Genomic DNA, 26078 nt, shown 5'->3' with positions numbered 1-26078 from the left:
TCTTCTTGGTCGGGTGCGGTTCGGCGGCGAGAGTCGGTGGGGAGTTCGGAGAAGTCGTCAGTCTCTGCCGGATCTGCGGCCGGCTAAGGAATGCGCAGGCGTAGGACGGTGGCTGCAAGGCTGAGGGCGATGATGATCGCACCGAGGACTGTCATCGTTCCTGACAGGGTGAGTACCGGCACGAGCAACCCGGCGACGATGGTGGGCACGCCGAATGCCAGGTAGGCGACCGTGTAGATCACAGCCATCACGGCGGCGCGTTCCGACGATGCCGTGTGGGGCATGAGTGTGCGCAGCACCCCGAGGAACGCTGTGCCGAACCCGGAACCGACGATCGCGACCGACACGACGTAGGCCGGGTAGGAACCGAGTGCGAGGGCGACGATGCTCGCTGCGGTGCCGAATGCCAGGGCGCTGGTCGCATACAGGCTGATGGTGCGGGCGGAACGCCGCTGCAGGACGGACGAGGCGGTGATTCCGGAGATCGCCAGTGCGAAGATGACGATGCCCGCGTGGGTGTGCGTGGAGCCCCCGAGCTCACTGCCGACGAGGCCGGCTCCGAGCGCGAGGAAGAGTCCGTTGGTCGCCCACCCGGCGATAATCGCGGGCACACCGGCGGTGAACATGCGGCGCAGGTGCAGTGGCACCATAAACCGCGGGCGGAGGTCGCCACGTCGTATCCGGGTCTTGGGGACCAGTTCCGGTGTGCTCCACACCGTCGCTGCCACGGTGAGGAAGGCGAGCACGAGCGGGCCGAAGACCGCAGCTGTCGGTTCGGGGGTGAGATCGAGGAGCAGCGCAGCACCGAGTGCCCCGGTCCCGAGACCGATCATCGGCCCGATCGTGTTCCACAGGGCTGCGATGTTCGGATGCGACGGCGGCTCGAAGTCGATCATCATCGCCGACAGGGCCGGGATGAGCAGACCCGCTGCGAGTCCTTGCAGAGCGCGGGCGACCAGGAGTGTCGCGAGGCTGTCGGCGAACCAGAACATGGCCAGGCTGAGTGCCAGCGCCAGGGAACCGGCGGTTACGACCGGACGTCGGCCGATGTGATCGGAGAGCGGTCCGAGGTAGAGCAGCGCGGCCAGGAGGGTGAAGGTGTAGACCGCGAATACGAGTGTGGTGGCGACGGGGACGAGTCCGAGCTGTTCTGCGATCTGGGGGTAGAACAACGACGGCGCGCTGGCAGCCGCCATCATGAGAATGGTCGCTGCCATCGCGAGCGCGAAACCCCGCCGCGGGATCTGCCTCGTATAGTCGCCCGCCATCGTCTATGCCTGCAGGCCGTGGAGCTGCTGACCCCACTGGTAGACGGTGCCGACCGCGTCGATGCCGGTGACGCCGACGACGGTGCCGTCGGTCTCGTGGCGCACGATGAACTCCTCGCCGGCTTCCACCTGGGCGTCTGCACCAGCGGTGTACCCGACTCCGGAGATCATCTGACCGTAGACCAGCGCCATGTAGGGGCTGCGCGGCAGGTAGGTGCCCGGATCGTCGCTGATGTCGAGGTCGTGCAGTGCGGCCTGTGCGGCGTGCGTGCCCTGCGCGGCGGCGTCTTCCCAATGGTCGATGCGCCAGACGCCCAGTGCTTCGTCGTGATGCGTAGCTACACCTCCGGCGGCGTAGACGTGGTCTGCTGCGGCACGGAGGCGATCATCGACGTCGATGCCGTTCGTCCACGGCGACGGGGCTGCGGGCGTCGTGCCGAGCGCAACGAGGAGTAAGTCGGCCACGATGCGTTGATCGTCGTCGAGGGTGATGGCAACACCGGATTCTGTTTCGTCGACATGCTGGAGAGTGCGACCGAATCGAGTCTGCACCTTGGCGGCATGGTCAGCGGCGAGGCGCTCAGCCACCGGCGCCCCAAACGCTCCGATGCCGGGAACAGAACTGCGAGAGACCAGCATGACCATGTGTCCGTCGGCTTGCAGCGACGAAGCGGTCTCGGCTGCGATGATTCCGCCGCCATAGATCGTCACTCGCGCCGGCCGTGCCAGGCTGGTCAGCAGATCGCGGATACCCATGGCATCTTCCAAGGAGTGCAGAGCAGTGACCCGGCCTTGTCCGACGTCGTCGCCTTCGAGTACACCCGCGGGCAGAGAGCGGGGCACGCTCCCTGTCGCGACAATGAGCGCGTCGTAGGAGACCTGCGCGCCGGAGGTCAGTTGGACCCGCTTCGCCGTAGTATCGACATCGAGCACGGTGTCGGCGATGACCTCAATCTGAGGTAGCGGGAGCTTGATCATCTCCGGCGGGGTCGGGCCGAACGCGATTCCTTTGATGAGCATTCGCGTGTAAGGCGTCTCCCCGGTGCGGGTCACCATCGTCACCCGGACGTCGTCACGTGTGGCGAGAGTGCGGGCGGCTGCGGCTCCGGCTGCTCCTGAACCGAGGATGAGGACGTGTTGTGTGGTCATAGGGAAACTCCTGGGCTGCAGGTCGTGATCGATTTGGTGTGCGGGCGTCAGGAGCGAACGAGACGGGCGATGGCCTCGGATGCCTCGCCGAGCCTCTGCTCGCTGACTGGTCCACCGGCGAGGGCGGCGTCGAGGACGCAATGCTTGAGGTGATCGTCGAGCAGTCCGAGGGCGACGTTTTCGAGTGCCCTGGTGGCTGCGGAGATCTGGGTGAAGATGTCGATGCAGTAGCGGTCCTCATCGATCATCCGATCGATGCCGCGGATTTGGCCTTCGAGGCGCCGCAGGCGATTGCGGTACGTCGCCTTGTCGCTGATGTATCCGTGGACGGACGGATCGCCGTCGCCTCCCGCCGGGCAGGTGTCGATGTGAGGTTCGGTCATTGAGGTCGGGGTGGTCATGTCGGTTCGCTCCGATCAGGTGCCGGGGTGCCGCAGCGGTGCCGCGGCACCCCGGCACGCTGGTGGATTACGCCATGTTGGCGGCGTATTTGGCGGGGTCCGAATCAAATGCGGGGCCGCAGCCGGCGCAGCAGAAGTAGTAGCGCTCGCCCTTGAAGTCGCGGTAGAGGCCGGCGGCCTCGGCGGTCTTCTTGCTGACCGGGGTGCCGACCATGACCGGGCAGGTGGTCATGTCATCGGCGCCCCCGCCGAGCAGGTTTTCGCGTCCACCGTTCTCGGCGGCGGGGTTAGTCTCGTTCGTGCTACAGCAGTTGCTCATTTTCTGGTGTTCCTTCTGTATCGGATTCGTATGGATGGGTGGGTTCTGTATCGGATTGGTATGGATGGGTGGGTTCTCGTTCGTCACTTCGTGGCGACGCTCTTGAACCCGCGCAGGCGGAGGCTGTTGCCGACGACGAAGACGCTGGAGAACGCCATCGCCGCGCCTGCGAGCATGGGGTTGAGCATGCCCAGCGCTGCGACTGGGATCGCGGCGGTGTTATAGGCGAATGCCCAGAACAGGTTGGTCTTGATCGTCGAAAGTGTCTTCCGAGACAGACGGATCGCGTCGACCGCGGCCCGCAGGTCGCCGCGGACCAGGGTGATGTCGGAGGCCTCGATCGCGACGTCCGTGCCGGTGCCCATCGCCAGGCCCAGATCGGCCTGCGCGAGCGCGGGGGCGTCGTTGACGCCGTCGCCGACCATCGCGACGATCTTGCCCTCGCCCTGGAGACGGGTGACGACGTCGACCTTGTCCTTGGGCAGCACCTCGGCGATGACCTCCTCGATGCCGACCTCGGCGGCGATCTGGCGGGCCACGGCCTCATTGTCACCGGTGAGCAGCACCGGGGTCAGGCCGATCTCCTTGAGCCCGCGGATCGCCTCCGCGCTCGTGGGCTTGACGGTGTCGGCGACGACGAGGATGCCGCGCGCAGCACCGTCCCAGCCGATCGCGACGACCGTCTTGCCTTCACCCTCAGCTTGAGCCTTCGCCCGTGCGACCTCCGGAGAGAGCTTCTGTGACCAGTCGGCCAGCAGCGACTCGCGTCCGACGACGACCGGGGTGCCCTCGACGATGCCCTGCACGCCCTTGCCTTCAACATTGGCGAAGTCCTCGGGCGTGGGCAACTGGCCGACTTCCTGGGTGGCGCCCTTGGCGATCGCCTGCGCGATCGGGTGCTCCGAGGAGTCCTCCAACGCACCCGCGAAGCGCAGCAGCTCGGCACGGTCCACACCGGATTCGGTGATCACATCTGTCAGGGTCATCTTGCCGCTGGTGACGGTACCGGTCTTGTCGAGCACGACGGTATCGACCTTGCGGGTGGACTCCAGCACCTCTGGGCCCTTGATGAGGATGCCCATCTGCGCCCCGCGGCCGGTGCCGACCAGCAGCGCGGTCGGAGTCGCGAGTCCCAGCGCGCAGGGGCAGGCGATAACGAGCACGGCGACCGCTGCGGTGAACGCGGCGGCGACGGGGAATCCGGCTCCCAGCCAGGCGCCGAGGGTGATGAACGCGACGACGATGACGATCGGCACGAACACGCCGGAGATCGTGTCAGCCAGACGCTGCACCTCGGCCTTGCCAGTCTGCGCATCCTCGACGAGCTTCGCCATCTGCGCAAGCTGCGTGTCCGAACCGACACGGGTCGCCCGCACGACAAGGCGGCCGCCCGCGTTGACGGTGGCACCGGTGACCGAGTCGCCCTCGCGGACCTCGACCGGTACGGACTCGCCGGTGAGCATGGAGGCGTCCACCGCGGAGGAGCCGGAGACCACGATGCCGTCGGTGGCGATCTTCTCACCCGGACGAACGATGAACTCGTCGCCGACCTGGAGGTCAGAGGTGGGGATCTTCACCTCAACGCCGTCGCGGAGCACGGCGACTTCCTTCGCGCCGAGCTCCAGGAGGGCGCGCAGCGCGGCCCCGGCCTGGCGTTTGGAGCGCTTCTCGAAGTAGCGGCCGGCGAGGATGAACATCGTCACGCCCGCGCCAACTTCGAGATAGATGTTCGCCGCGCCATCCGAGGGAGCGATCGTGAACTCGAACGGGTGCGTCATCCCGGGTGTGCCAGCGGTTCCGAAGAATAGTGCGTAGACGGACCACAGCAGTGCGACCGAGGTGCCCATCGAGATGAGTGTGTCCATCGTCGCGGTACCGTGCTTGAGGTTCGTCCATGCGGCCTTATGGAACGGCCAGGCTGCCCAGATGATCACCGGGGCGGCAAGCGCGAGTGAGGCCCACTGCCAATATACGAACTGCAGTGCGGGGATCATGGCCATGGCGATCACGGGAACCGTGAGCACAATGGCGCCGACTAGCCGATGGCGCAGCGAGGTGAGCTCAGTGTCTTCCTCCTCCCCGGCCTCGGTCTCCGACGTGTTCGCCGTGGTGCCCTTGGGCTTGGGCAGCGCAGCCGTGTAGCCGGTCTTCTCGACCTCGGCGACCAGCAGGCCCGGATCGTAGCCGGCAGGCACGGTGACCTTGGCCTTCTCGGTGGCGTAGTTGACCGTGGCCGCGACGCCCTCGAGCTTGTTCAGCTTCTTCTCGATCCGGTTCGCACAGGAGGCGCAGGTCATCCCGCCGATCTCCAGCTCGATGTCCGGCCCACCGATGGGGGGCGCTAATGTACTCATCCTCTTCCTTCTCTCTTCATCTCTCGTGCGACGCCAGGCCCTGCGGGTCAGTGGCCGCCGGTATGCGAATCGTCTGTCTGCGAGCCGTCACCATGCTCGGCGTCGATCACGAACTCGGCGGTGTGCACCTGCCCATCGACCTGGAAGTCCAGGTAGAGCAGGTAACGGTCGGCGGTCGGGGCCTCCGCTGCGAATCCGATCTCGGGTCCGGCCGTGTCCCTGGCCTGGGGCTCGTCGCCCTCGGCGTGGACGTGCAAGTAGGCGAGGTCGCCTTCGCGCAGCGCCACCAGGTGGCCAAACGCGCCCAGGTAGGGCTCCAGCGTGGTCACCGGCTGACCGTCGCGCTCGACCGAGATGGTGAGCTCGCTTGAGGTGCCGGCGGTAAGGTCGCCATTCAGGGAGACGGTGTATCCGTCGACCTCGTCGGTGGTCTGTGACTCGGTCTCAACAGGGGCGAAGTCGCCCGCCACCTCGACGGCGCGAGTCAGGGTGATCCCTTCGGCTCCCTCGCCCTCGGGTGTGAAGTCGGCGTACACGCGGTAGGTGCCCGCCTCGTCCCAGGTCCACGGCACCGACCAAGTGCCTGTGCTCGTGTCAAGCTCGGGGTGCACGTGCTGGAAACCAGTACCATCGGTGCGAACGGCGATCAGATGCAGGTCCTTCTCGTGCGCGGTAGTGTACTCGGTCACCGCTTCGCCGGACTCGTCGAGGATCTGGAAACTCAGGTCTCCATCCTCGCCTGCAGCCGTGGGAGCCTGGACTGGGGAAAGTACGAAGCCGTCCGCGCTTGCGGAGACCCCGTTCAGAGTGGGCTCCGCAGTTTCTTGCGCAGCGCCGCCGTGTCCTTCACCGTGTGTGTTCACGTCACTTCCTTCTGCCCATGCTGCTACGAAGCTGTCAGGAATGACGGCGCCGGCAAGGCCGAAGGCCCCGCCGAACGCCACCACCAGCCCGGCCCCGTAGAGCGCAAGCCGTCCTCCGGCCTTCATCAGACACGCACCGCCGAGTAGCCGGCCTCCTCGACCGCCGCGAGGACCTTGGCATCGTCAATCTCGCCCTCGGCGGTGACGTTAAGCTTGCCGGTCTGCGCGCTGACCTGGATGTCCTGGACGCCGGGGATCTCACCGACTTCCTCGCGGACCGACATCTCGCAGTGCCCGCAGGTCATGCCCGTCACCTGGTAATTGTTCGAAGCCATTATGTATCCTCCTTGTGTCTCTGTAGTACCCCTACCGGGTACCTGTACAAGTCAACAGTATACCCCTGGCAGGTATTCCGCAAGAAGGGGGTGGTCGTATGAGCCACATCGCACGCGTGCTGCAGACGATGGCTGGAGCGTCCGACATGCGCCTCGTGGCGAAACGATGCTGCGGGGCGACCCGCTGGACGGTGTCGCTGCGCGTCGGAGAGTAGTGGTCCCGGTCTAATGAGAACCGTGGACTTCCTTGCCACGTCGGCGAAGGCAGTGACGACCGGTACGGGCCGGACACCACCAAACACCGATCAGTCGCTGGTGCTCATGGTACGAAGCCGGCCATGTCAACTGGATTCGCAGGCGTTCGAGATTGGTGAGTGGAACAGACGAATCCCAGCTGGAGTGCTCAGTTACGCCGGAGACAGTTAGCAGCCCCTGTGCAGGCATTAGTCAGGAAAAATAACCCCTCACAGGTTGCTGGCACTGACGCTTTTAAAAACAAAGGGTTCGGCGCACTCGTGCAGGCGGCCCGGGAGTCTCAGGAAGTCTTCGAAACCATCACGGCAGATCCAGGCAACCTCAATAAGTTCCTGGAGGTGCTAGCGCACATGATTGTCGCCGCCAAGGACGAGCAGCAGTCAAAGTAATCATCACGATAGGCACCCTGTATTAGTGATTACCGGTAGGGGTGCCCTCATCTAGTAGTTACGTGGCGAGAACGGGGCCCGACCCCTGGAAAGTGGACACAGGGAATTGAACTTATGCGGTCAAGGTGAGTTTACCGCAGGTGCGGTTTTCGAACTCGAGGGGCGACAGATAATCGCACCATGAGTGTCTGCGCTTCTGGTTGTAGCGCACACACCACGCGAAGACGTCCCGTCTGGCGTGCAGCAGTGAGTCGAAGCATTTCCGGTTTTGCAGCACCTCGCGTTTCAATGTCGCGTTGAACGACTCCGCTAGCGCGTTGTCTGCGCTGGTTCCCACCGCTGCCATCGATTGGGTCACCCCTAGCATCGTGCATCGTGAGCTAAATGCCTTCGAGGTATAGACACTGCCGTGATCTGAATGAAAAATCGCTCCTTTCAGACTGCCTCGGGCGCGCTGTGCTGAGTCCAGCGCATCGATAACCAGATCGACGCGCATGTGGTCAGCAATAGAAAATCCCACCAGCCTGCGGGAATAACAATCGATCACGGTGGCAAGATACATATTGCCGCCACCGGATACCGGCAGGTAGGTAATGTCGCCGACGAGCACGCGATTCGGCGCCGGGGCATGAAACTGCCTGCAAACAAGATCTGGAAAGACACCACGGCCAGCATCTGCCACGGTGGTGCGCACGCGGCGTTTCTTCGTGAACCCCTGGATGCCCATAGTCTTCATGATGCGTGCGACACGTTTGTGATTGACCACCGCATGCGCCCCCGAATCAGGATCGTTCAACGCCGCGGCGATGCGCTTAGCTCCGTAGAGTCCGTGTTCCTCACGGAACTGAAGTGCGGATACGAGCACCGACAACAGCATCGTCAAGAACCTTCTGGCGGCGCGCGGCCTGTGTGTTTTTCCACTTGTAATAGGAAGATCGCCGCACCTTCAGCACGTGGCACATCCGCTTGACCGAATACTCGGTGCGATGGTCCCGGATGAACTTGAAGCGGATCACAAGCCCATCTCTTTCGCAAAATACTGCGCCGCCTTGCGAAGGATGTCTCGCTCTTCTTGAAGAAGCCTGTTCTGCTTCTCGAGTTGTCGGATCCGCTCTAAATCCGATGATGTCCGGGCTCGAACTGCAGCATCAATCGCGCGGGCTTTTTTGCCCGTGCCATAGCGCTTGACCCAGGCAGCGAGACTGCCACGGTTAACACCGAGATCATGAGCAACCGAATTAAGAGACACACCGTCTGTGTCTTCATACATCGCGACCGCGTCGCGCTTGAACTCCTCAGTATAGGACTTACGAGGCATGAACTGAGACTACCCTCCTCCGGCTGTCAACCGGGGCTAGCCTATGTCCACCAACAAGGGGTCAGGTCCTAAACCCGTAGGACTCGGTGACGGTCCGCGGATACCGACGGCGGGGAAACGGATGGAAGCACAGACGAAGACATCCCCATCGGCCCGATGCAGATCATGCCTTCGAGGTGGGAGCAGTACAGGATGAGCACAGAGCCTGGGAAACCCCCGAACCCGGACGACATTGATGACTCAGCCTTGTCCGCCGCCACGATGGTGTGTATGGGCGGCGATGTCACCACACCGGAGGGTTGGGACCGGGGCGTTACTTCTATTGTTGAAGACTCGGAGAAGGTCAAAGAAGTCCATGCAGCAGCAAGGGAGTTCTCGCGATGAATAGGGTAGTCGGGGTGGGGTGCGCTGTAGCGCTCGCTCTGGGGCTGAGCGCGTGCGGTGCCCCAGGTGCCGCGAAACAAGAGGAGCTTGCTCAGCAAGTACCGCCGTTGGGGGAGCTCCCGGACCTTCCTGAGGGGTACTTTCCGCCGCCTCCGGAGGAGAATCCCGCGGAGGCGCCGACCGTGCCAGAAGTGCCCGCACCGCCAGTGGTGCCGCAACCTGTGACAGTCACGCAGCCGCCGGCTCCTGTAGATCGCCCGCCCGAGCGTGTCACGGTGGTGCAACCGCCTCCGCCACCGCCGCCACCGCCGCCGGCTGGACCCCAGCCTCCGCGGCTGGAGTTTCCCGACTCGGTGAACATTCCGATCGGGCCCGGCCAGCTGCACGTCGACCTGCGTTAGGAAGCGAGAAGTGACACAGAAAGCAACCCCGTCCACACCTTTGCCGGACAACCAAGACTTTCTCCCGGAGCGATCGCCGCGCAAGGACCACAGGGCGGCCGTGCAGTCGCACAAGCTGCGGATGGATCTTCTGGAAAAGGGCATTCGCTTCGGCCACGGCGAGTCTGCGATGAAGCCGAGGTCTCCGCGGGTATTGCTCGGTTCTGCGATACTCGGTGCTGTGGGCATTGTGGGCACCATTGGCGCGTCGGCGCTGATCCAGTTCTTCACTCGCTAACGCGCGAGGTGGCTCGCCCCGCGAGCCCAACACGGGCTACACTCCCAATCATGCAGCCGACGACGATGATCATCACCCGAGTGGCCGTTCCGGGAGTGGAAAACGAGCAGCTGGCTGCACACCAGCTGGGGCCGAATACCTTTGTCGTGGCCAGTGTCCCTTTTGTGGATACGACGCTGGCGCTCGGTGACATTGTGGAATGCGTATTGGTCAATCGGTGCTATCACGTGGACCGCGTGATTGTTCGGGGTGGCTCCTCGACTGTGCGGATCATGCCCACGAACGAGTACTCTAATGACGACATCGCGGAGACGCTGTTGGCCTTGGGGTGTCGCGTGGAGCTCGGCCCTGGGGGGATGCTTGCCGCCAGCATCGGCCCGGACTGCCCGCGTGAGGGGATTATGGAGTGGCTTGACGGCCTTGAGGCCGAGGGCGTAATCGAGCAGGCGCCTGGTTACACGGCGTAACTTACCCGGCGGGATCGGCGCTGGTTGCCTATGCTTGGGGCCCATGACGGTATTTGTCTCCGCCAGCGAGCTCAACGAGCGTATCCGGTCCGGTCAGAAGCAAACTATCCTAGCCGTCTTGTGGGACCCGGTTGAGGGCAAAGCGTGGTCCAAGTTTCAATCCGAGCACATTCCCACCGCAATGTTTTGTGACCCCGCCGTGGCTTTGGCGGGGATGCCGGGCCGCGAGGCCGGCCGCAACCCGCACCCGACTTTAGGTGCGTTGGAGATTTTCCTCGCCGAGTGGGGCATTGAGCAGGGTCGACCGGTGTACGTCTATGACACGGGCGCGGGCGTTTTCGCTGCGCGCGCGTGGTGGACGCTGCGCTGGCTCGGTGTCGAGGACGTCTTCATCATCGACGGCGGTTTCCGGGCGTGGGATGCCGCCGATTTCGACACTGTTGCGGGCCCCGGCAACGTCACCGTGCGGGCTGCCTTCACCGCGCAGCCGCACAGCATGCCGATGGTGGAGATCGACCAGGTCCGCGATTTCGCAGGATTGCTTATCGACGCCCGCGACGCCGCGCGGTACGAAGGCCGCCGCGAGCTCCTCGACCTGAAGGCGGGCCACATCCCGGGGGCGCTGAATCTCCCCGTGGGCGACCTGCTGGACGCAAAGACGCGTCTGCTCGTTGGCATCGACGCGATCAGGGACCGCTTCGCGCAGCTTGGGGTGACGCACAATACCGCGCCGGCAGACGTTGTGGTGTACTCGGGCTCAGGCAATCACTCCTCGTTGCTGATCGCGGCGATGGCGCACGCCGGGTTGCCTGTGGCCTCTCACTACGTGGCGGGGTGGTCGCAGTGGAGCGGGGATCCGAAAAACCCGGTGGCCCGCAACCTCTAATCACGGCCGCCACGCAGTAACATCATCATGCGATGGCCTACGTATTGATCTTTCTCGCGGTGCTTGCGCTTTTCGCCGCCGGCGCCTTGTGGTACGCGGACTCGCGGCAGCGCCCGCACGAGCCGGAGCACACGCCCGCGCCGGCGGATAACGCCGCGCCGGCAGTAGCGTCGGAGCCTGAGGCGGTGCCGGAGCCCGACCTCGAACGGGCCCCCGAGCCGGCTCCGGAGCCGGTGAAGCTCGCCACCTCGCACCGCAGCTCGGGGCTGCAACTGCCGGGCGCGGCGCGGCGGGAGCGTCGCGCGTGGGCGCAGGCGAAGGGGCTGGAGTTTTCCCGCAGCGATGAGCTGCTCGGCGGTGAGTGGACCCGCGGGGCCGCCGCTTCCGGGGCGGTGCCGAAGGACATCGCCTCCGGCACCGTGTTCGGCCACGACACGCACGTCATGGACCTTGGCGGGGTAACGGTGATGGCGATGCGCACGGGGGAGGTCAGCGATATTGTGGTGGATTTCCGCCGCGACGGCTTCGTCGCCGATTCCTCCGCCGACCTCATCGAAGTCGATCGCGTCGAAGACTTCAGCGTTCTCGCCACCGAGGCGGCGCCGGTGCAGCGCTTCCTCGATGTCCGTGTGCACACCGCGCTCGAGCAGTTCCCCGGCACCGTTATGGCCGCGTGGTGCGAATCCGAGTGGGTGCTCGCCCAGACCGCGAAGAACTCCACCCCGCAGGACTGGGACGCCATGCTCGCCCCGCTCGCCTTGCTTGCCGACGCCGCCCGCGTCCTGCCGCCGCGCAGCTGGGCGTCGATCGAGTTCGCGCACCCCACCCGCGAGATGGCGGCGGAGAGCGGAAGCGTTGGTGGGGGCGTCGATACGCAGCAGGCAGCGGGTTCAACCCGGGTGACGCGCCCCGAAGAGCCGCGGCCGATGCCGACGCGCACGACGGGCGCGGTACGCGGGACGGTGGAGCCGCGCGGGGTAGGCAACGACGAGGTCGCGCCGATTGCCGAAGAGCTCGAGGATGCGACCGGAACCGACCTCACGCGCGTGCGCCGCGACCAGACCCCGCCGTCCATCTTCGGCTAGCTAGTAAGGTTGATTTCCATGAACGATGCCAAAAATGAGCTTGCTCAGCTGGTCAAGGAGCTCGCCGTCGTGCACGGCAAGGTGACCTTGTCGTCCGGGCGCGAGGCCGACTACTACGTGGATCTGCGCCGCGCGACGCTGCACCACCGCGCCTCCGCTCTCATCGGGCAGCTTCTGCGCGAGCTCACCGACGACCTCACCTTCGACTCCGTCGGCGGACTCACCCTCGGCGCCGACCCGGTCGCCGCCGCCATCATGCACGCCGCGGGCCGTGACATCGACGCCTTCGTGGTGCGCAAGGAGGCGAAGAAGCATGGGATGCAAAGGCGCGTGGAAGGGCCGTCGATTAGCGGCAAGCGCGTGCTGGTCGTCGAGGACACCACCACCACCGGAAACTCGCCGCTGACCGCGGTCGAGGCGTGCCGCGCGGAGGGGGCGGAGGTCGTTGCCGTGGCCACCGTCGTCGACCGCGCCACCGGGGCCGCCGAAGTGCTGCGCGAGGCAGGCCTAGAGTACCGCTACCTGCTCGGGCTCGAGGACCTTGGACTCAGCTAAAGGCCCCACCGAATGGGGCGAGGGCCGCCACGGGGTCGGGCCGTGGCAGGGCCCGTGGCCGGAGGATCCGCGCTACGACCCGGAGTTTCTCGAACACGGCGATCGCCGCAACGTGGTCGACGCGTACCGCTACCTCTCGCTCCAGGCGATCCGCGCCGAGCTGGATAAGCGCCGCCACCCGTTTCACGTGGCGATCGAGAATTTCGAGAACGACATGAACATCGGCACCGTCGTGCGCACCGCCAACGCCTTCCTCGCCGCAGCGGTGCACATCGTCGGGCGGCGGCGCTGGAACCGGCGCGGCGCGATGGTCACCGACCGCTACCAGCACATCATCCACCACGACACCGTGGCGGATCTGGCACAGTGGGCTGCGCAGCGGGATCTGGCGATCGTTGCCATAGACAACACGCCCGGCTCGGTCCCCTTGGAAACGGCGCTGCTGCCGCGCGAGTGCGTGCTGTTGTTCGGCCAGGAGGGCCCCGGGATCACCGCTGCCGCCTCGCACGCGGCGGAGATGACGTGCTCGATTGCCCAGTTCGGTTCGACGCGCTCGATCAACGCGGGCGTGGCGGCGGGCATCGCCATGCACGCCTGGATCCGGCAGCACGGAGACCTTGAGCAATCCTGGTAGATTCGTCGTATATCTTTGTGGGTGTCCAACTGAAATGAGGTGCTCTGATGGCCGAAAAGTGGTCTCATCGCGCTGACCTGGCGGAATCAGCGATTAACGAGCGCCACGCCTCCCGCCTGTGGCGCCTGCCCGGAACCAACCTCGCCGTCGTCGCCTGGCCGCCACGCTCCCCGGAGCGCAGTTTCGTGCACTGGCATTACTGGTGGCAGGCCCACTATCTCGACTGCCAGATCGACGCCGCGTGCCGACGCCCCACCAAAACGCGCCGCAAGCGCATAGGCGACACCCTGCGCGCGATGCGCCTGCGCAGCCGCGGCGACCTGGCCAGCAACAAGTACTACGACGACAAGTCGTGGCTCGCACTCGCCTGGAACCGCGCAACAGCGCTTGAGAGCATTGAGCGGACCAAGGCACTTGACGCCCTCGAGTTCAACATCCTCGCCGGCATCGACCCTGTCACCGGGGTCCTGCCGTGGCGCGCCGGGGAGACCTACTACAACGTGCCGTCGAACGGGCCGGCATCGATCCTGTTCGCCCGCACGGGCCGCCTGGACAAGGCGCGCGCGATGACGGACTGGATCTACGACAACCTCAGCGCCGACTCCGGCTTGGTCAACGACGGAATCCGCATGCGCATGCACGGCCCCGAGGTGGTGGACAAGATCTACACCTACAACCAGGGCACGGTGCTCGGCGCCTCGCTGGAGATCGCGCTTGCGCTGCGTGACGACGTCGGCCTGGGCAACACAGACCCCATTGATTCCTTCGACCACTCCCACCGCGCTGATGCCTCGGTGTTCTACATCACCCACATTCGCGAACTGGTCAAGGCGATCGCCCTGCACCTGGCCACCCCGCAGGGTGTGATTCTCTGCCCGCCGCATGAAACGCGCGACGGTGACGGCGCATTGTTCAAGGGGATCCTCGCGCGCTACCTTGCCGATGTTGCGCTGCGCCTGCCGGAGGATTCGCGCGAGAACATCGCGACACGCAAAGTCGCCGCGCGCATGGTGATGGCGTCGGCGGAGTCGCTGTGGAACCACCGGCTCGAGGTCGACGGCCTGCCTATCTTCGCGTCCGAATGGACCGAGGACGCCCGGCTGCCGCACAACTACGGGCTCGGGCCGGCGTCGATAAGCGAGGCAGTAGGGCTGGTGCGCATCGACGAGCGGGACCTTTCCGTGCAGCTGTCCGGCTGGATGCTCCTGGAGGCAGCGGCGCGGATCGCGGGCGGGCAGCCGAAGGACTCCGAACAGGGGTAGCGCCGACCCCCGCACGGGCTGCGGCGGGGGCAGCGGCGGCTGCGACGCGGACCCAAAACGGGCATACTGGGGGTGCACACGAACAACCATCCTGGAGGTTTATTCCATGCCCATCGCAACCCCCGAGGTCTACAACGAGATGTTCGACCGGGCGAAGGAGAACGGCTTCGCCTTCCCCGCCATCAACTGCACCTCGTCCGAGACAATCAACGCGGCCATCAAGGGTTTTGCCGAGGCTGAGTCCGACGGCATCATCCAGTTCTCTACCGGCGGCGCTGAGTTCGGCTCGGGCCTGGGCGTGAAGAACAAGGTCGCGGGCGCGACCGCGCTGGCCGCTTTCGCGCACGAGATTGCCAAGCACTACGACGTCAACATCGCCCTGCACACCGACCACTGCCAGAAGGAAGTGCTCGACGAGTACGTCCGCCCGCTGATCGCGATCTCTCAGGAGCGCGTCGACCGCGGCGAGCTGCCGCTGTTCCAGTCCCACATGTGGGACGGCTCCGCCATCCCGATCGACGAGAACCTAGAGATTGCCAAGGAACTTCTGGCCAAGGCGCACGCGGCGAAGATCATCCTCGAGGTCGAGATCGGCGTTGTTGGCGGCGAGGAGGACGGCGTCGAAGCGAAGGCCGGCGCGAACCTGTACACCGTGGCGGAGGATTTCGAGAAGACCATCGACGCGTTGACGCTGGGCGAGCACGGCCGCTACCTGCTCGCGGCGACCTTTGGCAACGTCCACGGCGTGTACAAGCCGGGCAACGTCAAGCTGCGCCCGGACGTGCTGGACATGGGCCAGAAGACCGCGATTGCCAAGCTCGGCCTCGAGGAGGGCTCCAAGCCCTTCGATTTCGTCTTCCACGGCGGCTCCGGCTCCGAGAAGGAAAAGATCGAGGAGGCCCTGTCCTACGGTGTGGTGAAGATGAACGTGGACACCGACACCCAGTACGCGTTCACCCGCCCGATTGCCGGCCACATGTTCTCCAACTTCGATGGCGTGCTCAAGGTCGACGGCGAGGTGGGCAACAAGAAGGTTTACGACCCGCGTTCCTACATGAAGAAGGCGGAGCAGTCCATGTCCGAGCGCGTCATCGAGGCGTGCGAGGACCTGCACTCCGTGGGCAAGACCCTGTCCAAGTAGAGAAACAAGGTCTCAAGGCGTCCCGGCTCCGGGGCGCCTTTTTGCACGCTAAGGTGGGGGCATGGCCAAGGAGAGGATGGGTACGCGGGCGCGTTTGCTCTCGGTTGACCTGTCCCTTTCCGCCCGCGTGACACGGGTGCGCAAGCGCCTGCTGCCGATCATGCAAACAGCGATCGCCGCCGGCGTTGCGTTCTGGATTGCCAGCGAGGTCTTCGGGCACACGCAGCCGTTCTTCGCGCCGATCTCGGTGATCATCATCGTCGGCATGACCGGCGGCGAGCGCATTTCCAAGGCGCTGGACATCTCGCTGGGCTGCGTCATCGGTGTTGCGGTCGGTGACCTGTTTTTCTACCGCCTCGGCTCGGGAGGGTGGCAGATCGCGGTCATTGTGGCGTGCGCCCTGCTCATCGCCTCGTTCTTCTCCCGCTCCCAGCTGGTCACCAATCAGGTCGCGATCGGCTCGGTGCTCATTGCCACGATCATGCCACCGGGCGCGGAGGTCACCGGCATCGACCGCACGATCGACGCCTTCGTCGGAGCGGCCGTCGCGCTGGTGACCCTGGCGCTGATCCCGCAGGGCCCGGTGGGGAAGGCGCGCCAGGAAATTTCCAAGGTGATGGAGCTGATGTCTTCGGTGCTTGACGACGTCGCCGACGGCCTGCGTTCCGGCAACGCGGAAGTAATCGAAGAGGCCCTTGATTTGATTCGCGGCTCGCAGACAGACATCGACGCCATGTCCTCGGCCGTCGCCTCGGGCGCGGAATCCGCCCGCATATCTCCGTTTTTGTGGGGCTCGCGCCGCTACGTCCACTCGCTCGAAATGGTGATCCCGCCGGTGGACACCGCGATCCGCACCACCCGCGTGCTTGCCCGCCGCGCCCACATCCTGTGCGGCGACAACGACCGGGTTTCACCCGAGCAAATTGAGCTTATCGACGCCCTCGCCAAGGCGTGCCTGGAGATTTCCGATGTCTACGAGGTCGATTCGCGCAAACTGCAGTCGGTGGCGATCCCGCGCATTGTCAACGACCTGCGTGTCCTTGGCGGCCGCGCCGGGATGGACGTCGTCGGTAAAGATGGTGTGCTGTCGGCCTACGTCATCCTCGCGCAGACGCGCTCGCTGATCGTGGACCTGCTGCAGGTGTGCGGGATGTCGCGGGAATCGGCGGCCGCGGTGCTCGAGCCGACCTCGGCCAGCCCGCAGTACCCGCCGGAGTACTACGGCTAGTCCTGCGCGTAGTCCAGGCCGATGTCGAGCGCGGTCACGGAGTGAGTCAGCGCCCCCACGGCAAGGTAGGTCACACCCGTTTCCGCGTACGCGCGGGCGAGTTCAAGCGTCAGGCCGCCGGAGGACTCGAGCTCGCAGTCTGGGGCGCTGTGGTCGCGGCGGCGCACGGCCTCTGCGGTGTCGGCGACGCTGAAGTTATCTAGCAAAACCAGCTGCGGGGGTTCGTTCAGGCGCAGCAGCGCGTCGAGCTGGTCGAGTGTGTCCACCTCGACCTCGCAGGGGATGCCGGGGGCATGGGCGCGCACGGCTTGGAGCGCTTTGGTGACACCCTCGCCACCGCCGCGCGCGACGGCTGCGACGTGGTTGTCCTTGATCATGGCGGCGTCGCCGAGCCCCATGCGGTGGTTGACGCCGCCGCCGGCGCGCACAGCGTACTTCTGAAGCTCACGCAGACCGGGCAGGGTTTTGCGCGTGTCGCGGATCCGCGCCCCGGTGCCGTCGACGGCGTCGACCCAGCGTCGAGTAGCGGTGGCGATGCCGCTGGCGTGGCTGAGGATGTTCAAGATGGTGCGCTCGGCGGTGAGCAACCTGCCCGTCGGTGCGGTGACTTCGGCGAGGACATCGCCGGGACAAGCTCGCGCACCGTCGCTGACGTGCAAGGTGACCTCGCAATCGGGCGTGTCCAGGGCGTAGCGGATCGCGTCGAGCCCAGCGACAACGCCTGCGGCGCGCGAGACGAAGCGGGCGCGGGAGGTGGAATCGGCGCTGATGGTTGCCAACGTGGTTACGTCGGGCCCGTACGCGAGGTCCTCTTCGAGCGAGGCGGCAATCAGGGACCGCAGGTAGGCCTCTTTAAGCGGCTCCACGGGCTTACTCCCCGCCGCCGGGCTCGCCGATGGAGATCATCGCTTCGAGCGAGGCGCGTGCCTTGTCGGCGATGTGGGTTGGAACATCGACCTCGTCCTTGCCCTCGGCGAGGCAGCGCAGCAGGGCGGCCGGGGTGATCATCTTCATGTAACGGCACGACGCGCGGTCGTTGACCGACTGGAAATTGACGCCGGGTGCGGCGCCGCGTAGCTGGTGGAGCATGCCGATCTCCGTGGCGACGAGCACCGTACGCTCCGGGCTTGCGGTGTGGGCGAGCTCGAGCATGCCCCCGGTGGAGAGCATGTGCACCCGTTCCGGGTCGATGATCCCCTCACCGGCGAGGTAGATCGCGGAATTGGCGCAACCGCACTCCGGGTGGATGTACAGGTCGGCGTCGGGGTTGGCCTCGGCCTGTTCGGCGAGCTTGGTGGCGCTAATGCCAGCGTGGACGTGGCATTCGCCGGACCAAATGCGGATGTTGTCGCGGCCCGTCTCGCGCTTGACGTGTGCGCCGAGGAACTGGTCCGGGCAGAACAGCACCTCGGTGTCCGGGTCGATGGACTCAACAACGTCGACGGCGTTCGAGGAGGTGCAGCAAATATCGGTCAGCGCTTTGACTTCGGCGGTGGTGTTGACGTAGGAAACCACCACGGCGTCGGGGTGTTCACTGCGCCACTGGCGCAGCTGGTCGGCGGTGATGGAATCCGCCAACGAGCACCCGGCTTCCTTGTCCGGGATGAGCACGGTCTTGGTGGGGGAGAGGATCTTCGCGCTCTCGGCCATGAAGTGCACACCGCAAAACACGATGACGTCGGCGTCAGTGTCGGCGGCTTTGCGCGACAGGGCGAGCGAATCCCCTGTGAAGTCGGCGATGTCCTGGATGGCGGGGATCTGGTAGTTGTGCGCCAGGATCACTGCGTTGCGCTCGTGCTTGAGCCGCGCGATCTTGCGCGCCCACTTCTCGTCGGGCTCCACGCCCTGCCAAACTCCTGACTCCCGCGTGAGGTTCTCGAGGTAGGTGGTCATGGGCAGTCCTTTCCGCAGGAGATGCTAGCGCTAGTTCGGAGGCCATCGTACCCGCGGAAGCGCACAGGCTTTTGCGCAGGCACGCGAAAAGCCCCAGCCGGAAGGGCCGGGGCTGTTAAGCGGGGAGTGCCGATTTAGCGGTTAGCGCCGAAGTCGGTGTCCGGGCGGTTCTCGTCGACGACGACACCGTCGGTCTCGATGCGTTCCTTCTGGAGCTCCTCGGTGACGCGCTCGGTGGACTGGACGGTCTCCTTGTCCAGGGAAACCTTCTCAACCGGGACGGTCTCCTTGTTCACGGTGACGCGCTCCTCGGAGAGGGTCACGGAAGCCTCAGCCTCGCCGATGCGGGAGTCAACGTTTGCACGGTCAGCCTCGGAGATGGGCTCGCGGACAACGCGGACCTCTTCACGCTGAACCGGAACCTCGACGGTCTCGGTCTCGTTGACGACGTACTTGCGCAGGCGGACCTGGCCGGACTCGACGCGCTCCTTGCCAACGTTGAGCTGCTCCTCGGAGCGGACGATGGTGTCGTTGTCCAAGTCGCGGTCGCGGTCAACGTCAACGTCTGCGCGGTCGGTGGCGACACCTGCAGCCGGTGCAGCGTGGCGTGCGTCGGTCTCGTAGGTGGTGACATCCTGGGTGCCTTCGAGGCCGTAGTGGCGGTAGAACGCCTCCTGGTCCTCGTTGGTCAGGTGGCCGTCCTCGTCCAAGTTCGGAGCGTTATCGATGCGCTCCTTCGGGAATGCGAGGTGAAGCTCACCGTCGCGCAGGGTGTGGCCGCGCAGAGGAACGATGGAGTCGCCGCCACCGAAGAGGCCGTGGTTGACGGACACGAAGTCCGGCTGGCCGGTGGTGTCGTTAACGTAAACGTCCTTGACGCCGCCTACCTTCTCGCCATCAACGTCGAATGCGGTTGCGTTTGCAAGGTCTTCAATACGGTTGTAGTCAGCCATCAGTCTGATTCTCCTTTGGTAATTTGCTCCGGCCCGTCTGCCTTTGGGATAATTCCCGTGACAAGGCCCGTGCCGGTCGTTCGCTTGAACAATTCCGAATGTAGCCACGCTCTCGGAGGTGGCGCCGGAACATGTGTCCGGGAAGTCGGGATCATCCGAAAGTTGGAGGTATATGCTCAGGCTTATCGGTATCATCTCTAATCCTTTCCCGGTGACCTGCGCAAAAGTGTTGTCAGAACGACAGCGGCGGTAGCGGCGAAGTCTCAAATCGGTTAAGAACCCCTTATGTAACGCTTAAGGAACGGCGAATGTGATAAAAATCACACGCGACTAGTTCTCGGTGATTCGCACGCTTTGGATGTCGCGCAGATGCCTGTAGAAGGTCGCCTTGTCGACGCCTCGGCGGCGCCGCACCCCGTCCACCGTCACCGCGATATCGTGGCCGCCCGCCTGCAGCGCCCGTCCGGTAAGAACACGTGAACCGTCGGTAAGACCTGGGGATACGCTCGCGTTGCGTGTGAAGAATTGTCCACCCGGCAGGGCGCTGAGGCGCTCCAACAACTCGGGCGAGCGCCGCGACGGCGTACCGGAGGTGTCCAAAGGGGTGACGAGCGGCGCGGCCGCAATCCCGGGGGCCGAAGCGGTGGGAACGAGTTTCGCGCCGAAGCAGCCGAAAAACCTCGCCGAGGCCTGTTCGCCGGAGCGAAACAGCAATACGGAGGAGTCCACGACGATCTCGCCGACGAACTCGGAGGCCGGGTTGATGTGCGTCAGCGTCGCCGAGCCCGCCACGACCTGGCCGAAATCGTTGCGGATGCACGGCGAGGGCACCACGGGCGCGGTGGCGGCCTCCTCAAAGGTCGGTGCTCCCCACAACGCGGCTGCCGGGGAGGTCGGGTCGGTGGGCACGTACGCTACCTCCGCCCACAGGTAGTCGCCGCGCATCATGCGGGTCAGCACGGCGCCGAGCGCGGCGTCGGAGCCGGAGACAACAACGCGCAGGCGCTCTAGTGGGCGCTGCGGGGCAGGCTGCGGCTCGCCCATGTGGGACACGTTCGGCGAGGCTTGGATTTCGGCGAGGGAGGGGGAGGCGTCGTCAGGCAAAAGCGTCGCGGCCAATTCGTCCAAGGGGCGTAAGTCCGCCCGCGAGGGAATGGGCGGTAGCGCAAGGGTGGGGGCGTGCGATAGCGCGTCCTCGCCGCACTGGCAATGAAGAAGCCGCATGCGATCACGCTACAATAACCCGAGTAATCCCCCTATATAAGGAGTAAGCATGTCCGCCATCGTCATCGTTGGTGCCCAATGGGGCGACGAAGGTAAGGGTAAGGCCACGGATATTCTCGGCGGCAAGGTCGATTACGTGGTCAAACCCAACGGCGGCAACAACGCGGGACACACCGTCGTTGTCGGCGGTGAAAAGTACGAGCTCAAGCTCCTGCCGGCCGGCGTGCTGTCAGAGAATGCGGTGCCCATCTTGGGTAACGGTGTGGTGGTGAACCTCGAGGCGCTCTTCGAGGAGATCGACGGGCTCGTGGCCCGCGGCGCCGACGCAACACGGCTGCGTATCTCCAGCAACGCGCACATGGTCGCGCCGTACCACCAGACACTCGACCGCGTGCAGGAGCGGTTCCTGGGCAAGCGCGCGATCGGCACCACCGGCCGCGGCATCGGGCCGACCTACGCCGACAAAGTCGCGCGCGTGGGGCTGCGCGTGCAAGATATTTTCGACGAATCGATCTTGCGGCAAAAAATCGAGTCGGCCCTCGACGTGAAGAACCAGATGCTGGTGAAGATGTACAACCGCAAAGCCATCGAGGTCGACGAGATGATGGACTACTTCATGTGCTACGCAGAGCGCCTCAAGCCCATGGTGATCGATGCGGAGTACACCCTGAACAAGGCGCTCGATGAGGGGAAACACGTGCTCATGGAGGGGGGACAGGCCACCATGCTCGACGTCGACCACGGAACCTACCCCTTTGTTACCTCCTCGAACCCGACCGCGGGCGGGTCGTGTGTGGGCACCGGCATCGGCCCGACGCGCATCACGGCGTCGCTCGGAATCATCAAGGCCTACACCACGCGCGTCGGCGCCGGCCCATTTCCGACCGAGCTCTTTGACAAGTGGGGCGACTACCTGCAGACCGTCGGCGGCGAGGTGGGTGTGAACACGGGCCGCAAGCGCCGCTGCGGCTGGTACGACTCGGTGATCGCCCGCTACGCCTCGCGCGTCAACGGCTTTACCGATTACTTCCTGACCAAGCTCGACGTACTCACCGGCATCGGCGAAATCCCGATCTGCGTGGCTTACGACGTCGACGGCGAGCGCTTCGACGAAATGCCCCTGACCCAGACCCAGTTCCACCACGCCGAGCCAATCTACGAGACGATGCCGGCCTGGGACGAGGACATCACCGGCGTCACCGAGTTCGATGACCTGCCGCAGAAGGCGAAAGACTACGTGTTGCGCCTCGAGGAGCTCTCCGGCGCACCGATGAGCTACATCGGCGTTGGTCCCGGCAGGGACCAGACGATCGTGCGCAACGACGTCATGGAGCGCTAGCCCGAGATGGAATCGCTGACTCAGCGCCAGGTGTTCGTGCTTGGCACAGGCCCGGTGGCGCAGTCCTCCGCTGCCGCATTCGCCGACCTCGGTTTCGACGCCTACGTGGGAACCTTGGTCGAAGAGTTGCCGCAGTGGGCCCGCCCGGAGATCACGGTGGTGTGTGACGGGCAGGTTGCGACAACGCAGCAGTTGGAGAAGCTTGTCGCGGAGACCGGGACGTACCTGGTGCCCTCGCTCGACGCATGCAGTATCACCCGCACCCGCGAGGGGATTCGCCGCACCGCCGCTGAGGAACTGGGCCTGCCCACGATGGCCTACGAGTTCGCCAACAGCGTCGGTGAGCTAGCCGGTTGTGCCGAGGCCGTGGGGTACCCGTGCGTGGTCAAGCCGTCGATTAGCGCAGGCGGGTGCGGGCACACGGTGGTGCACGGGCCGGATGACCTCGACGCCGCGTGGCAGCGCGCCCGCGAAACTAACCCGGAGGGTGCCGTAGCCGTGGAGCGCTACGTCGACTTCGACTATGAGGTCACCATCATCACCGCGCGTTCGGTGGACCCGGAGACGGGCCAGCTGGCCACATGGTTCTGCGAGCCGATCGGCACCCGCCACGAAGCCGGGCGGTTAGTCGAGGCGTGGCAGCCGGCGCCGCTGTCGGAGGCCGCGATGGACAACGCGCGTTCGATCGCCGCGCGAATCACTGGTCGGATCGGGGCGCAGGGCGTGTACTCTATCGAGTTGTTTGTCGACGGGGACGAGGTTTACTTCTCCGACGTTAACCCGCGCCCCAGCCCGGATGGGATGGTCACACTCGCGACGCAGCGCATCGACCAGTTCGACCTGCATGCCCGTGCGGTGGCAGGCTTGCCTATCGACGTCACGTTGATGACCCCGGGCGCAGCTTGCTACGTGGCGGGCAAGGCGCACTCGGGCGAGGCGCTGGTACGCGCGCTCACGGTCGAGGAGACGACGATCCACGTTCTTGAGGAGACAACGGTGGTGCGCTCGACGGCTGAAGATGTGCAGCAAGCACGTGTGCAAGCCGAACGGGCGGCGCATTTTCTTTCCTGATCGCTACACTGGGCACTGTTTTGCTTCCGACGAATTCTTTACTCGGCTACGAAAGGTGCACAATGGCGGACCAATCGCTGCTCATCACACTCGCTAACCGCAACTACGACGGCATCGACGTGGAAGGTTTCGCTTCCAAGCGGGGCTTGCGCGTCGTTCGGCTCGACTCGTACGGCACGGATCTCCAGGAGATGTACGACGCGCACCTGCTGGCCGAGGAGCCGGCGCTGGTTGTTGGTACGGGCGATGTGAGCTTTGACGGCGAGCTTGCCGCCGCGTTGGGGATTCCGGTTGTGCTGGTCACCGCTGAAGATGCCAACGTCGAACTCGCGGAGCGACGCCTGGAGGAGCTCGGCGCGATTGTCGCCGGAGTTTTCTCCGCTGAGCAGCTTGCCGACGCCGAGATCGCCGCAGTCGAGGCGCGCCAGGTCATGTCCCCGGTGGTGTTCGAGTCGTGGCTGATCGAGCGCGCGAAGGAAAAGCGTGCCCACATCGTGCTGCCCGAGGGCGAGGACGACCGCATCCTGCAGGCCGCCGCGCAGCTGCTTGAGGACGAGGTGGCCGAGCTGACCATCCTCGGCGACCAGGCCGACATCGACCGCCGCGCCGCCGACCTCGGCCTCGACCTGTCCGCTGCGCAGATCCTCAACCACCTCGAGTCCGACCTGCTCGAGGAGTTCGCAGCCGACTTCGCCGAGCTGCGCAAAAAGAAGGGCATTTCGCTTGACGACGCCCGCGAGACGATGAAGGACATCTCCTACTTCGGCACCATGATGGTGCACAAGGGCATCGCCGACGGCATGGTCTCCGGGGCGGCCCACACCACCGCGCACACGATCAAGCCTTCTTTCCAGATCATCAAGACAGTGCCGGGCGCATCGGTTGTCTCCTCGATCTTCCTCATGGTTATGCGTGATCGCCTGTGGGCATTCGGCGACTGTGCCGTCAACCCGAACCCGACTGCGCAGCAGCTCGGTGAGATCGCCGCGGTGTCCGCGAAGACGGCATCGCAGTTCGGCATCGATCCGAAGGTGGCCATGCTGTCCTACTCCACCGGCACCTCCGGCTCCGGCCCGGACGTCGACCGCGCGGTTGAGGCCGTCGCCGCGGCGAAGAAGGCGGACCCCGAGCTCATCGTGGATGGGCCGCTGCAGTTCGACGCGGCGTGTGATCCGGGCGTCGGAAAGAAAAAGGCCCCCGAGTCTCCCGTTGCTGGTCAGGCAACCGTGTTCATCTTCCCCGACCTCGAGGCTGGCAACGCGGGCTACAAAATTGCCCAGCGCACCGGCGACGCACTCGCCATCGGGCCGGTTCTGCAGGGCCTGAACAAGCCCGTCAACGATCTTTCCCGCGGCGCTACTGTTCCCGACATCGTCAACACCGTCGCTATCACCGCTATCCAGGCAGGAGCACTGAAGTAAATGTCCTACGTCCTCGTCATCAACTCTGGTTCTTCATCCATTAAGTTCCAGATTGTCGATCCGACCTCGTCGGCCAGCGACACCGCGTTTGTCTCCGGGCTAGTGGAGAAGATCGGTGAAAAGGACGGCCGGATTTCGGTTACCCACAACGGTGAGAAGCACGACTCCAACCAGCCGATCCGTGACCACCGCGGCGGCCTGCAGCTCGCCGTGGCCATGCTCGACTCTCTCGGTGTCGGCCCGACCCAGCTCGACCTCGTGGCGGTCGGCCACCGCGTTGTCCATGGCGGACAGACCTTCTCCGGCCCCGCCCTGATCACCGACGAAGTAGTCGAGCAGATCCGCGACCTCATCCCGCTCGCCCCGCTACACAACCCGGCCAACATCGACGGCATCGAAGTCGCGCGCGACCTTTTGCCGAACATCCCGCACGTCGCGGTGTTCGACACCGGCTTCTTCAGCGAACTGCCGGCGGCAGCCGCCACCTACGCGATCAACAGCGAGGTGGCCGAAGCCAACCAGGTGCGCCGCTACGGTTTCCATGGCACCTCGCACGAGTTCGTCTCCGGCCAGGTGCCCGGCATCCTCGGCCGCGACAGCGCAGACACCAACCAGATCGTGCTGCACCTCGGCAACGGCGCATCCTGCTCCGCAGTCAAGGGCGGTGCACCCATCGATACCTCGATGGGCCTGACACCGTTGGCCGGCCTGGTGATGGGCACGCGTACGGGCGACGTCGACCCGGGCATCATCTTCCACCTGCACCGCCAGGCGGGAATGAGCATCGACGAGATCGACACCCTGTTCAACCGCCAGTCCGGCATCAAGGGCCTGTCCGGCGTCAACGACTTCCGCGACCTGCATGCCAAGATCGATCAAGGTGACGACGACGCCAAGCTAGCCTTCGAGGTCTACATCACCCAACTGCGCCGCTACATCGGCTCCTACATGATCGCCCTCGGCCGCGTCGATGCGATCACCTTCACCGCCGGTGTCGGCGAAAACGACGATGCGACGCGCGCCGCGGCGCTGGCCGGGCTGGAGAACTACGGCATCGTCATTGACGAGAACCGCAACGCGGGGCCGAACGACGGCCCCCGCGAGATCACCACCGACGACTCCACCGTCAAGGTCCTCATCGTGCCGACGAACGAGGAGCTGGCCATCGCGCAGAAGTCCGCGGAGGTCGCTGCGGCGCAGTAGGCG

The 26078-nt window shown here is 65.1% G+C and carries 25 protein-coding genes and 1 pseudogene; 14 read left to right on the top strand and 12 right to left on the bottom strand.

Annotation, left to right across the window (positions count from 1 at the left end):
* Positions 1 to 83: 83 nt before the first annotated feature.
* The 7 genes from RIU96_RS00790 to RIU96_RS00760 all read right to left on the bottom strand — a co-directional run bounded on the left by RIU96_RS00790 (position 84) and on the right by RIU96_RS00760 (position 6689).
* Positions 84 to 1217 (bottom strand): MFS transporter, encoded by a 1134-nt coding sequence (locus RIU96_RS00790; protein ID WP_234461439.1) that lies wholly within the window; start codon positions 1215 to 1217, stop codon positions 84 to 86.
* A gap of 54 nt (positions 1218 to 1271) precedes the next feature.
* A complete protein-coding gene (locus tag RIU96_RS00785; RefSeq protein WP_070478515.1) occupies positions 1272 to 2417 on the bottom strand; it encodes an FAD-dependent oxidoreductase in 1146 nt (381 codons plus the stop codon).
* Positions 2418 to 2464: 47 nt separating this feature from the next.
* Positions 2465 to 2800, bottom strand: coding sequence for a metal-sensitive transcriptional regulator (locus RIU96_RS00780; protein ID WP_070478537.1), 336 nt, complete (start codon positions 2798 to 2800; stop codon positions 2465 to 2467).
* 85 nt (positions 2801 to 2885) lie between these two features.
* Positions 2886 to 3137 (bottom strand): YHS domain-containing protein, encoded by a 252-nt coding sequence (locus RIU96_RS00775; RefSeq protein WP_070478513.1) that lies wholly within the window; start codon positions 3135 to 3137, stop codon positions 2886 to 2888.
* A gap of 83 nt (positions 3138 to 3220) precedes the next feature.
* Complete coding sequence (locus RIU96_RS00770; RefSeq protein WP_070478511.1) at positions 3221 to 5491, bottom strand: heavy metal translocating P-type ATPase; 2271 nt, start codon at positions 5489 to 5491, stop codon at positions 3221 to 3223.
* 47 nt (positions 5492 to 5538) lie between these two features.
* Positions 5539 to 6480 carry a DUF8832 domain-containing protein gene (locus RIU96_RS00765; RefSeq protein WP_070478510.1) on the bottom strand — a complete coding sequence of 314 codons (942 nt, stop codon included), beginning with the start codon at positions 6478 to 6480 and terminating at the stop codon, positions 5539 to 5541.
* Positions 6480 to 6689 carry a heavy-metal-associated domain-containing protein gene (locus tag RIU96_RS00760; protein WP_070478508.1) on the bottom strand — a complete coding sequence of 70 codons (210 nt, stop codon included), beginning with the start codon at positions 6687 to 6689 and terminating at the stop codon, positions 6480 to 6482. Before RIU96_RS00760 ends, RIU96_RS00765 begins: the two co-directional genes overlap by 1 nt.
* 434 nt (positions 6690 to 7123) lie before the next feature.
* Here RIU96_RS00760 and RIU96_RS00755 point away from each other — a divergent pair, with 434 nt between their 5' ends.
* On the top strand, positions 7124 to 7333 hold the full coding sequence (locus tag RIU96_RS00755; protein ID WP_070478506.1) for a hypothetical protein: 210 nt from the start codon (positions 7124 to 7126) through the stop codon (positions 7331 to 7333).
* A gap of 112 nt (positions 7334 to 7445) precedes the next feature.
* On the opposite strand, the pseudogene RIU96_RS00750 reads toward RIU96_RS00755, so the two are convergent.
* Positions 7446 to 8651, bottom strand: a pseudogene (locus RIU96_RS00750) (IS3 family transposase).
* A gap of 795 nt (positions 8652 to 9446) precedes the next feature.
* Between RIU96_RS00750 and RIU96_RS00745 the strand changes: the two are divergent.
* The 9 genes from RIU96_RS00745 to RIU96_RS00705 all read left to right on the top strand — a co-directional run bounded on the left by RIU96_RS00745 (position 9447) and on the right by RIU96_RS00705 (position 16971).
* Positions 9447 to 9713, top strand: a complete 267-nt coding sequence (locus RIU96_RS00745) for a hypothetical protein (protein ID WP_259811442.1) — start codon at positions 9447 to 9449, stop codon at positions 9711 to 9713.
* Between the two features lie 50 nt (positions 9714 to 9763).
* Positions 9764 to 10180 (top strand): DUF4265 domain-containing protein, encoded by a 417-nt coding sequence (locus tag RIU96_RS00740; protein ID WP_144689477.1) that lies wholly within the window; start codon positions 9764 to 9766, stop codon positions 10178 to 10180.
* Between the two features lie 43 nt (positions 10181 to 10223).
* Entirely contained in the window at positions 10224 to 11066 is an 843-nt protein-coding gene (locus RIU96_RS00735; RefSeq protein WP_144689479.1) for a sulfurtransferase, read from the top strand.
* A 32-nt stretch (positions 11067 to 11098) separates the two neighbouring features.
* On the top strand, positions 11099 to 12151 hold the full coding sequence (locus RIU96_RS00730) for a TtfA family protein (protein WP_259811440.1): 1053 nt from the start codon (positions 11099 to 11101) through the stop codon (positions 12149 to 12151).
* 18 nt (positions 12152 to 12169) lie between these two features.
* A complete protein-coding gene (gene pyrE / locus RIU96_RS00725) occupies positions 12170 to 12706 on the top strand; it encodes an orotate phosphoribosyltransferase (RefSeq protein ID WP_375543084.1) in 537 nt (178 codons plus the stop codon).
* Complete coding sequence (locus RIU96_RS00720) at positions 12693 to 13340, top strand: TrmH family RNA methyltransferase (protein ID WP_259811438.1); 648 nt, start codon at positions 12693 to 12695, stop codon at positions 13338 to 13340. Before pyrE ends, RIU96_RS00720 begins: the two co-directional genes overlap by 14 nt.
* Before the next feature lie 47 nt (positions 13341 to 13387).
* Positions 13388 to 14602, top strand: coding sequence for a glycoside hydrolase family 76 protein (locus tag RIU96_RS00715; protein ID WP_136648987.1), 1215 nt, complete (start codon positions 13388 to 13390; stop codon positions 14600 to 14602).
* A 91-nt stretch (positions 14603 to 14693) separates the two neighbouring features.
* Positions 14694 to 15743: a class II fructose-bisphosphate aldolase gene (gene fbaA / locus RIU96_RS00710; RefSeq protein WP_259811448.1), complete on the top strand. Its 1050-nt coding sequence runs from the start codon at positions 14694 to 14696 to the stop codon at positions 15741 to 15743.
* 61 nt (positions 15744 to 15804) lie between these two features.
* Complete coding sequence (locus tag RIU96_RS00705) at positions 15805 to 16971, top strand: FUSC family protein (protein ID WP_136648986.1); 1167 nt, start codon at positions 15805 to 15807, stop codon at positions 16969 to 16971.
* On the opposite strand, the gene nadC is transcribed toward RIU96_RS00705, so the two are convergent.
* The 4 genes from nadC to RIU96_RS00685 form a co-directional block, all read right to left on the bottom strand.
* On the bottom strand, positions 16968 to 17837 hold the full coding sequence (gene nadC / locus RIU96_RS00700) for a carboxylating nicotinate-nucleotide diphosphorylase (protein ID WP_006840517.1): 870 nt from the start codon (positions 17835 to 17837) through the stop codon (positions 16968 to 16970). The genes RIU96_RS00705 and nadC overlap by 4 nt on opposite strands.
* Positions 17838 to 17841: 4 nt before the next feature.
* Positions 17842 to 18864: a quinolinate synthase NadA gene (nadA, locus tag RIU96_RS00695; protein WP_259811436.1), complete on the bottom strand. Its 1023-nt coding sequence runs from the start codon at positions 18862 to 18864 to the stop codon at positions 17842 to 17844.
* Positions 18865 to 18998: 134 nt separating this feature from the next.
* Positions 18999 to 19817 carry a PRC and DUF2382 domain-containing protein gene (locus RIU96_RS00690; protein WP_136648984.1) on the bottom strand — a complete coding sequence of 273 codons (819 nt, stop codon included), beginning with the start codon at positions 19815 to 19817 and terminating at the stop codon, positions 18999 to 19001.
* Positions 19818 to 20147: 330 nt separating this feature from the next.
* Positions 20148 to 21041: a hypothetical protein gene (locus tag RIU96_RS00685; protein WP_136648983.1), complete on the bottom strand. Its 894-nt coding sequence runs from the start codon at positions 21039 to 21041 to the stop codon at positions 20148 to 20150.
* Positions 21042 to 21090: 49 nt separating this feature from the next.
* Between RIU96_RS00685 and RIU96_RS00680 the strand changes: the two genes are divergently transcribed.
* The 4 genes from RIU96_RS00680 (at position 21091) to RIU96_RS00665 (ending at position 26075) form a co-directional block, all read left to right on the top strand.
* The gene (locus tag RIU96_RS00680) at positions 21091 to 22380 is read left to right on the top strand and encodes an adenylosuccinate synthase (RefSeq protein ID WP_006840521.1); all 1290 of its coding nucleotides are present in this window, start codon (positions 21091 to 21093) and stop codon (positions 22378 to 22380) included.
* Positions 22381 to 22386: 6 nt separating this feature from the next.
* Positions 22387 to 23451, top strand: coding sequence for an ATP-grasp domain-containing protein (locus RIU96_RS00675; protein WP_259794359.1), 1065 nt, complete (start codon positions 22387 to 22389; stop codon positions 23449 to 23451).
* 62 nt (positions 23452 to 23513) lie between these two features.
* Positions 23514 to 24872 (top strand): phosphate acetyltransferase, encoded by a 1359-nt coding sequence (gene pta, locus RIU96_RS00670; protein ID WP_259794362.1) that lies wholly within the window; start codon positions 23514 to 23516, stop codon positions 24870 to 24872.
* On the top strand, positions 24873 to 26075 hold the full coding sequence (locus RIU96_RS00665; RefSeq protein WP_144779540.1) for an acetate kinase: 1203 nt from the start codon (positions 24873 to 24875) through the stop codon (positions 26073 to 26075).
* Positions 26076 to 26078 lie beyond the last annotated feature (3 nt).

The organism is Corynebacterium sp. Z-1 (assembly GCF_031844665.1).
GTDB classification, from domain to species: domain Bacteria; phylum Actinomycetota; class Actinomycetes; order Mycobacteriales; family Mycobacteriaceae; genus Corynebacterium; species Corynebacterium sanguinis.
Note: the sequence above shows the minus strand (reverse complement) of the source record. Positions and strands in the feature narration are given on the sequence as shown.

Bases quoted from the DNA above. Each gene is read 5' to 3' on its own strand.
- RIU96_RS00770 (WP_070478511.1), bottom strand. From the start codon at position 5,491: ATGAGTACATTAGCGCCCCCCATCGGTGGGCCGGACATCGAGCTGGAG.
- RIU96_RS00730 (WP_259811440.1), top strand. From the start codon at position 11,099: ATGGCCTACGTATTGATCTTTCTCGCGGTGCTTGCGCTTTTCGCCGCC.
- pyrE (WP_375543084.1), top strand. From the start codon at position 12,170: ATGAACGATGCCAAAAATGAGCTTGCTCAGCTGGTCAAGGAGCTCGCC.
- RIU96_RS00715 (WP_136648987.1), top strand. From the start codon at position 13,388: ATGGCCGAAAAGTGGTCTCATCGCGCTGACCTGGCGGAATCAGCGATT.
- pta (WP_259794362.1), top strand. From the start codon at position 23,514: ATGGCGGACCAATCGCTGCTCATCACACTCGCTAACCGCAACTACGAC.
- RIU96_RS00735 (WP_144689479.1), top strand. From the start codon at position 10,224: ATGACGGTATTTGTCTCCGCCAGCGAGCTCAACGAGCGTATCCGGTCC.
- RIU96_RS00675 (WP_259794359.1), top strand. From the start codon at position 22,387: ATGGAATCGCTGACTCAGCGCCAGGTGTTCGTGCTTGGCACAGGCCCG.
- RIU96_RS00780 (WP_070478537.1), bottom strand. From the start codon at position 2,800: ATGACCGAACCTCACATCGACACCTGCCCGGCGGGAGGCGACGGCGAT.
- RIU96_RS00705 (WP_136648986.1), top strand. From the start codon at position 15,805: ATGGCCAAGGAGAGGATGGGTACGCGGGCGCGTTTGCTCTCGGTTGAC.
- RIU96_RS00690 (WP_136648984.1), bottom strand. From the start codon at position 19,817: ATGGCTGACTACAACCGTATTGAAGACCTTGCAAACGCAACCGCATTC.
- RIU96_RS00765 (WP_070478510.1), bottom strand. From the start codon at position 6,480: ATGAAGGCCGGAGGACGGCTTGCGCTCTACGGGGCCGGGCTGGTGGTG.
- RIU96_RS00790 (WP_234461439.1), bottom strand. From the start codon at position 1,217: ATGGCAGCGACCATTCTCATGATGGCGGCTGCCAGCGCGCCGTCGTTG.
- RIU96_RS00785 (WP_070478515.1), bottom strand. From the start codon at position 2,417: ATGACCACACAACACGTCCTCATCCTCGGTTCAGGAGCAGCCGGAGCC.
- nadA (WP_259811436.1), bottom strand. From the start codon at position 18,864: ATGACCACCTACCTCGAGAACCTCACGCGGGAGTCAGGAGTTTGGCAG.
- RIU96_RS00760 (WP_070478508.1), bottom strand. From the start codon at position 6,689: ATGGCTTCGAACAATTACCAGGTGACGGGCATGACCTGCGGGCACTGC.
- RIU96_RS00740 (WP_144689477.1), top strand. From the start codon at position 9,764: ATGCAGCCGACGACGATGATCATCACCCGAGTGGCCGTTCCGGGAGTG.
- RIU96_RS00775 (WP_070478513.1), bottom strand. From the start codon at position 3,137: ATGAGCAACTGCTGTAGCACGAACGAGACTAACCCCGCCGCCGAGAAC.
- RIU96_RS00665 (WP_144779540.1), top strand. From the start codon at position 24,873: ATGTCCTACGTCCTCGTCATCAACTCTGGTTCTTCATCCATTAAGTTC.
- RIU96_RS00685 (WP_136648983.1), bottom strand. From the start codon at position 21,041: ATGCGGCTTCTTCATTGCCAGTGCGGCGAGGACGCGCTATCGCACGCC.
- RIU96_RS00680 (WP_006840521.1), top strand. From the start codon at position 21,091: ATGTCCGCCATCGTCATCGTTGGTGCCCAATGGGGCGACGAAGGTAAG.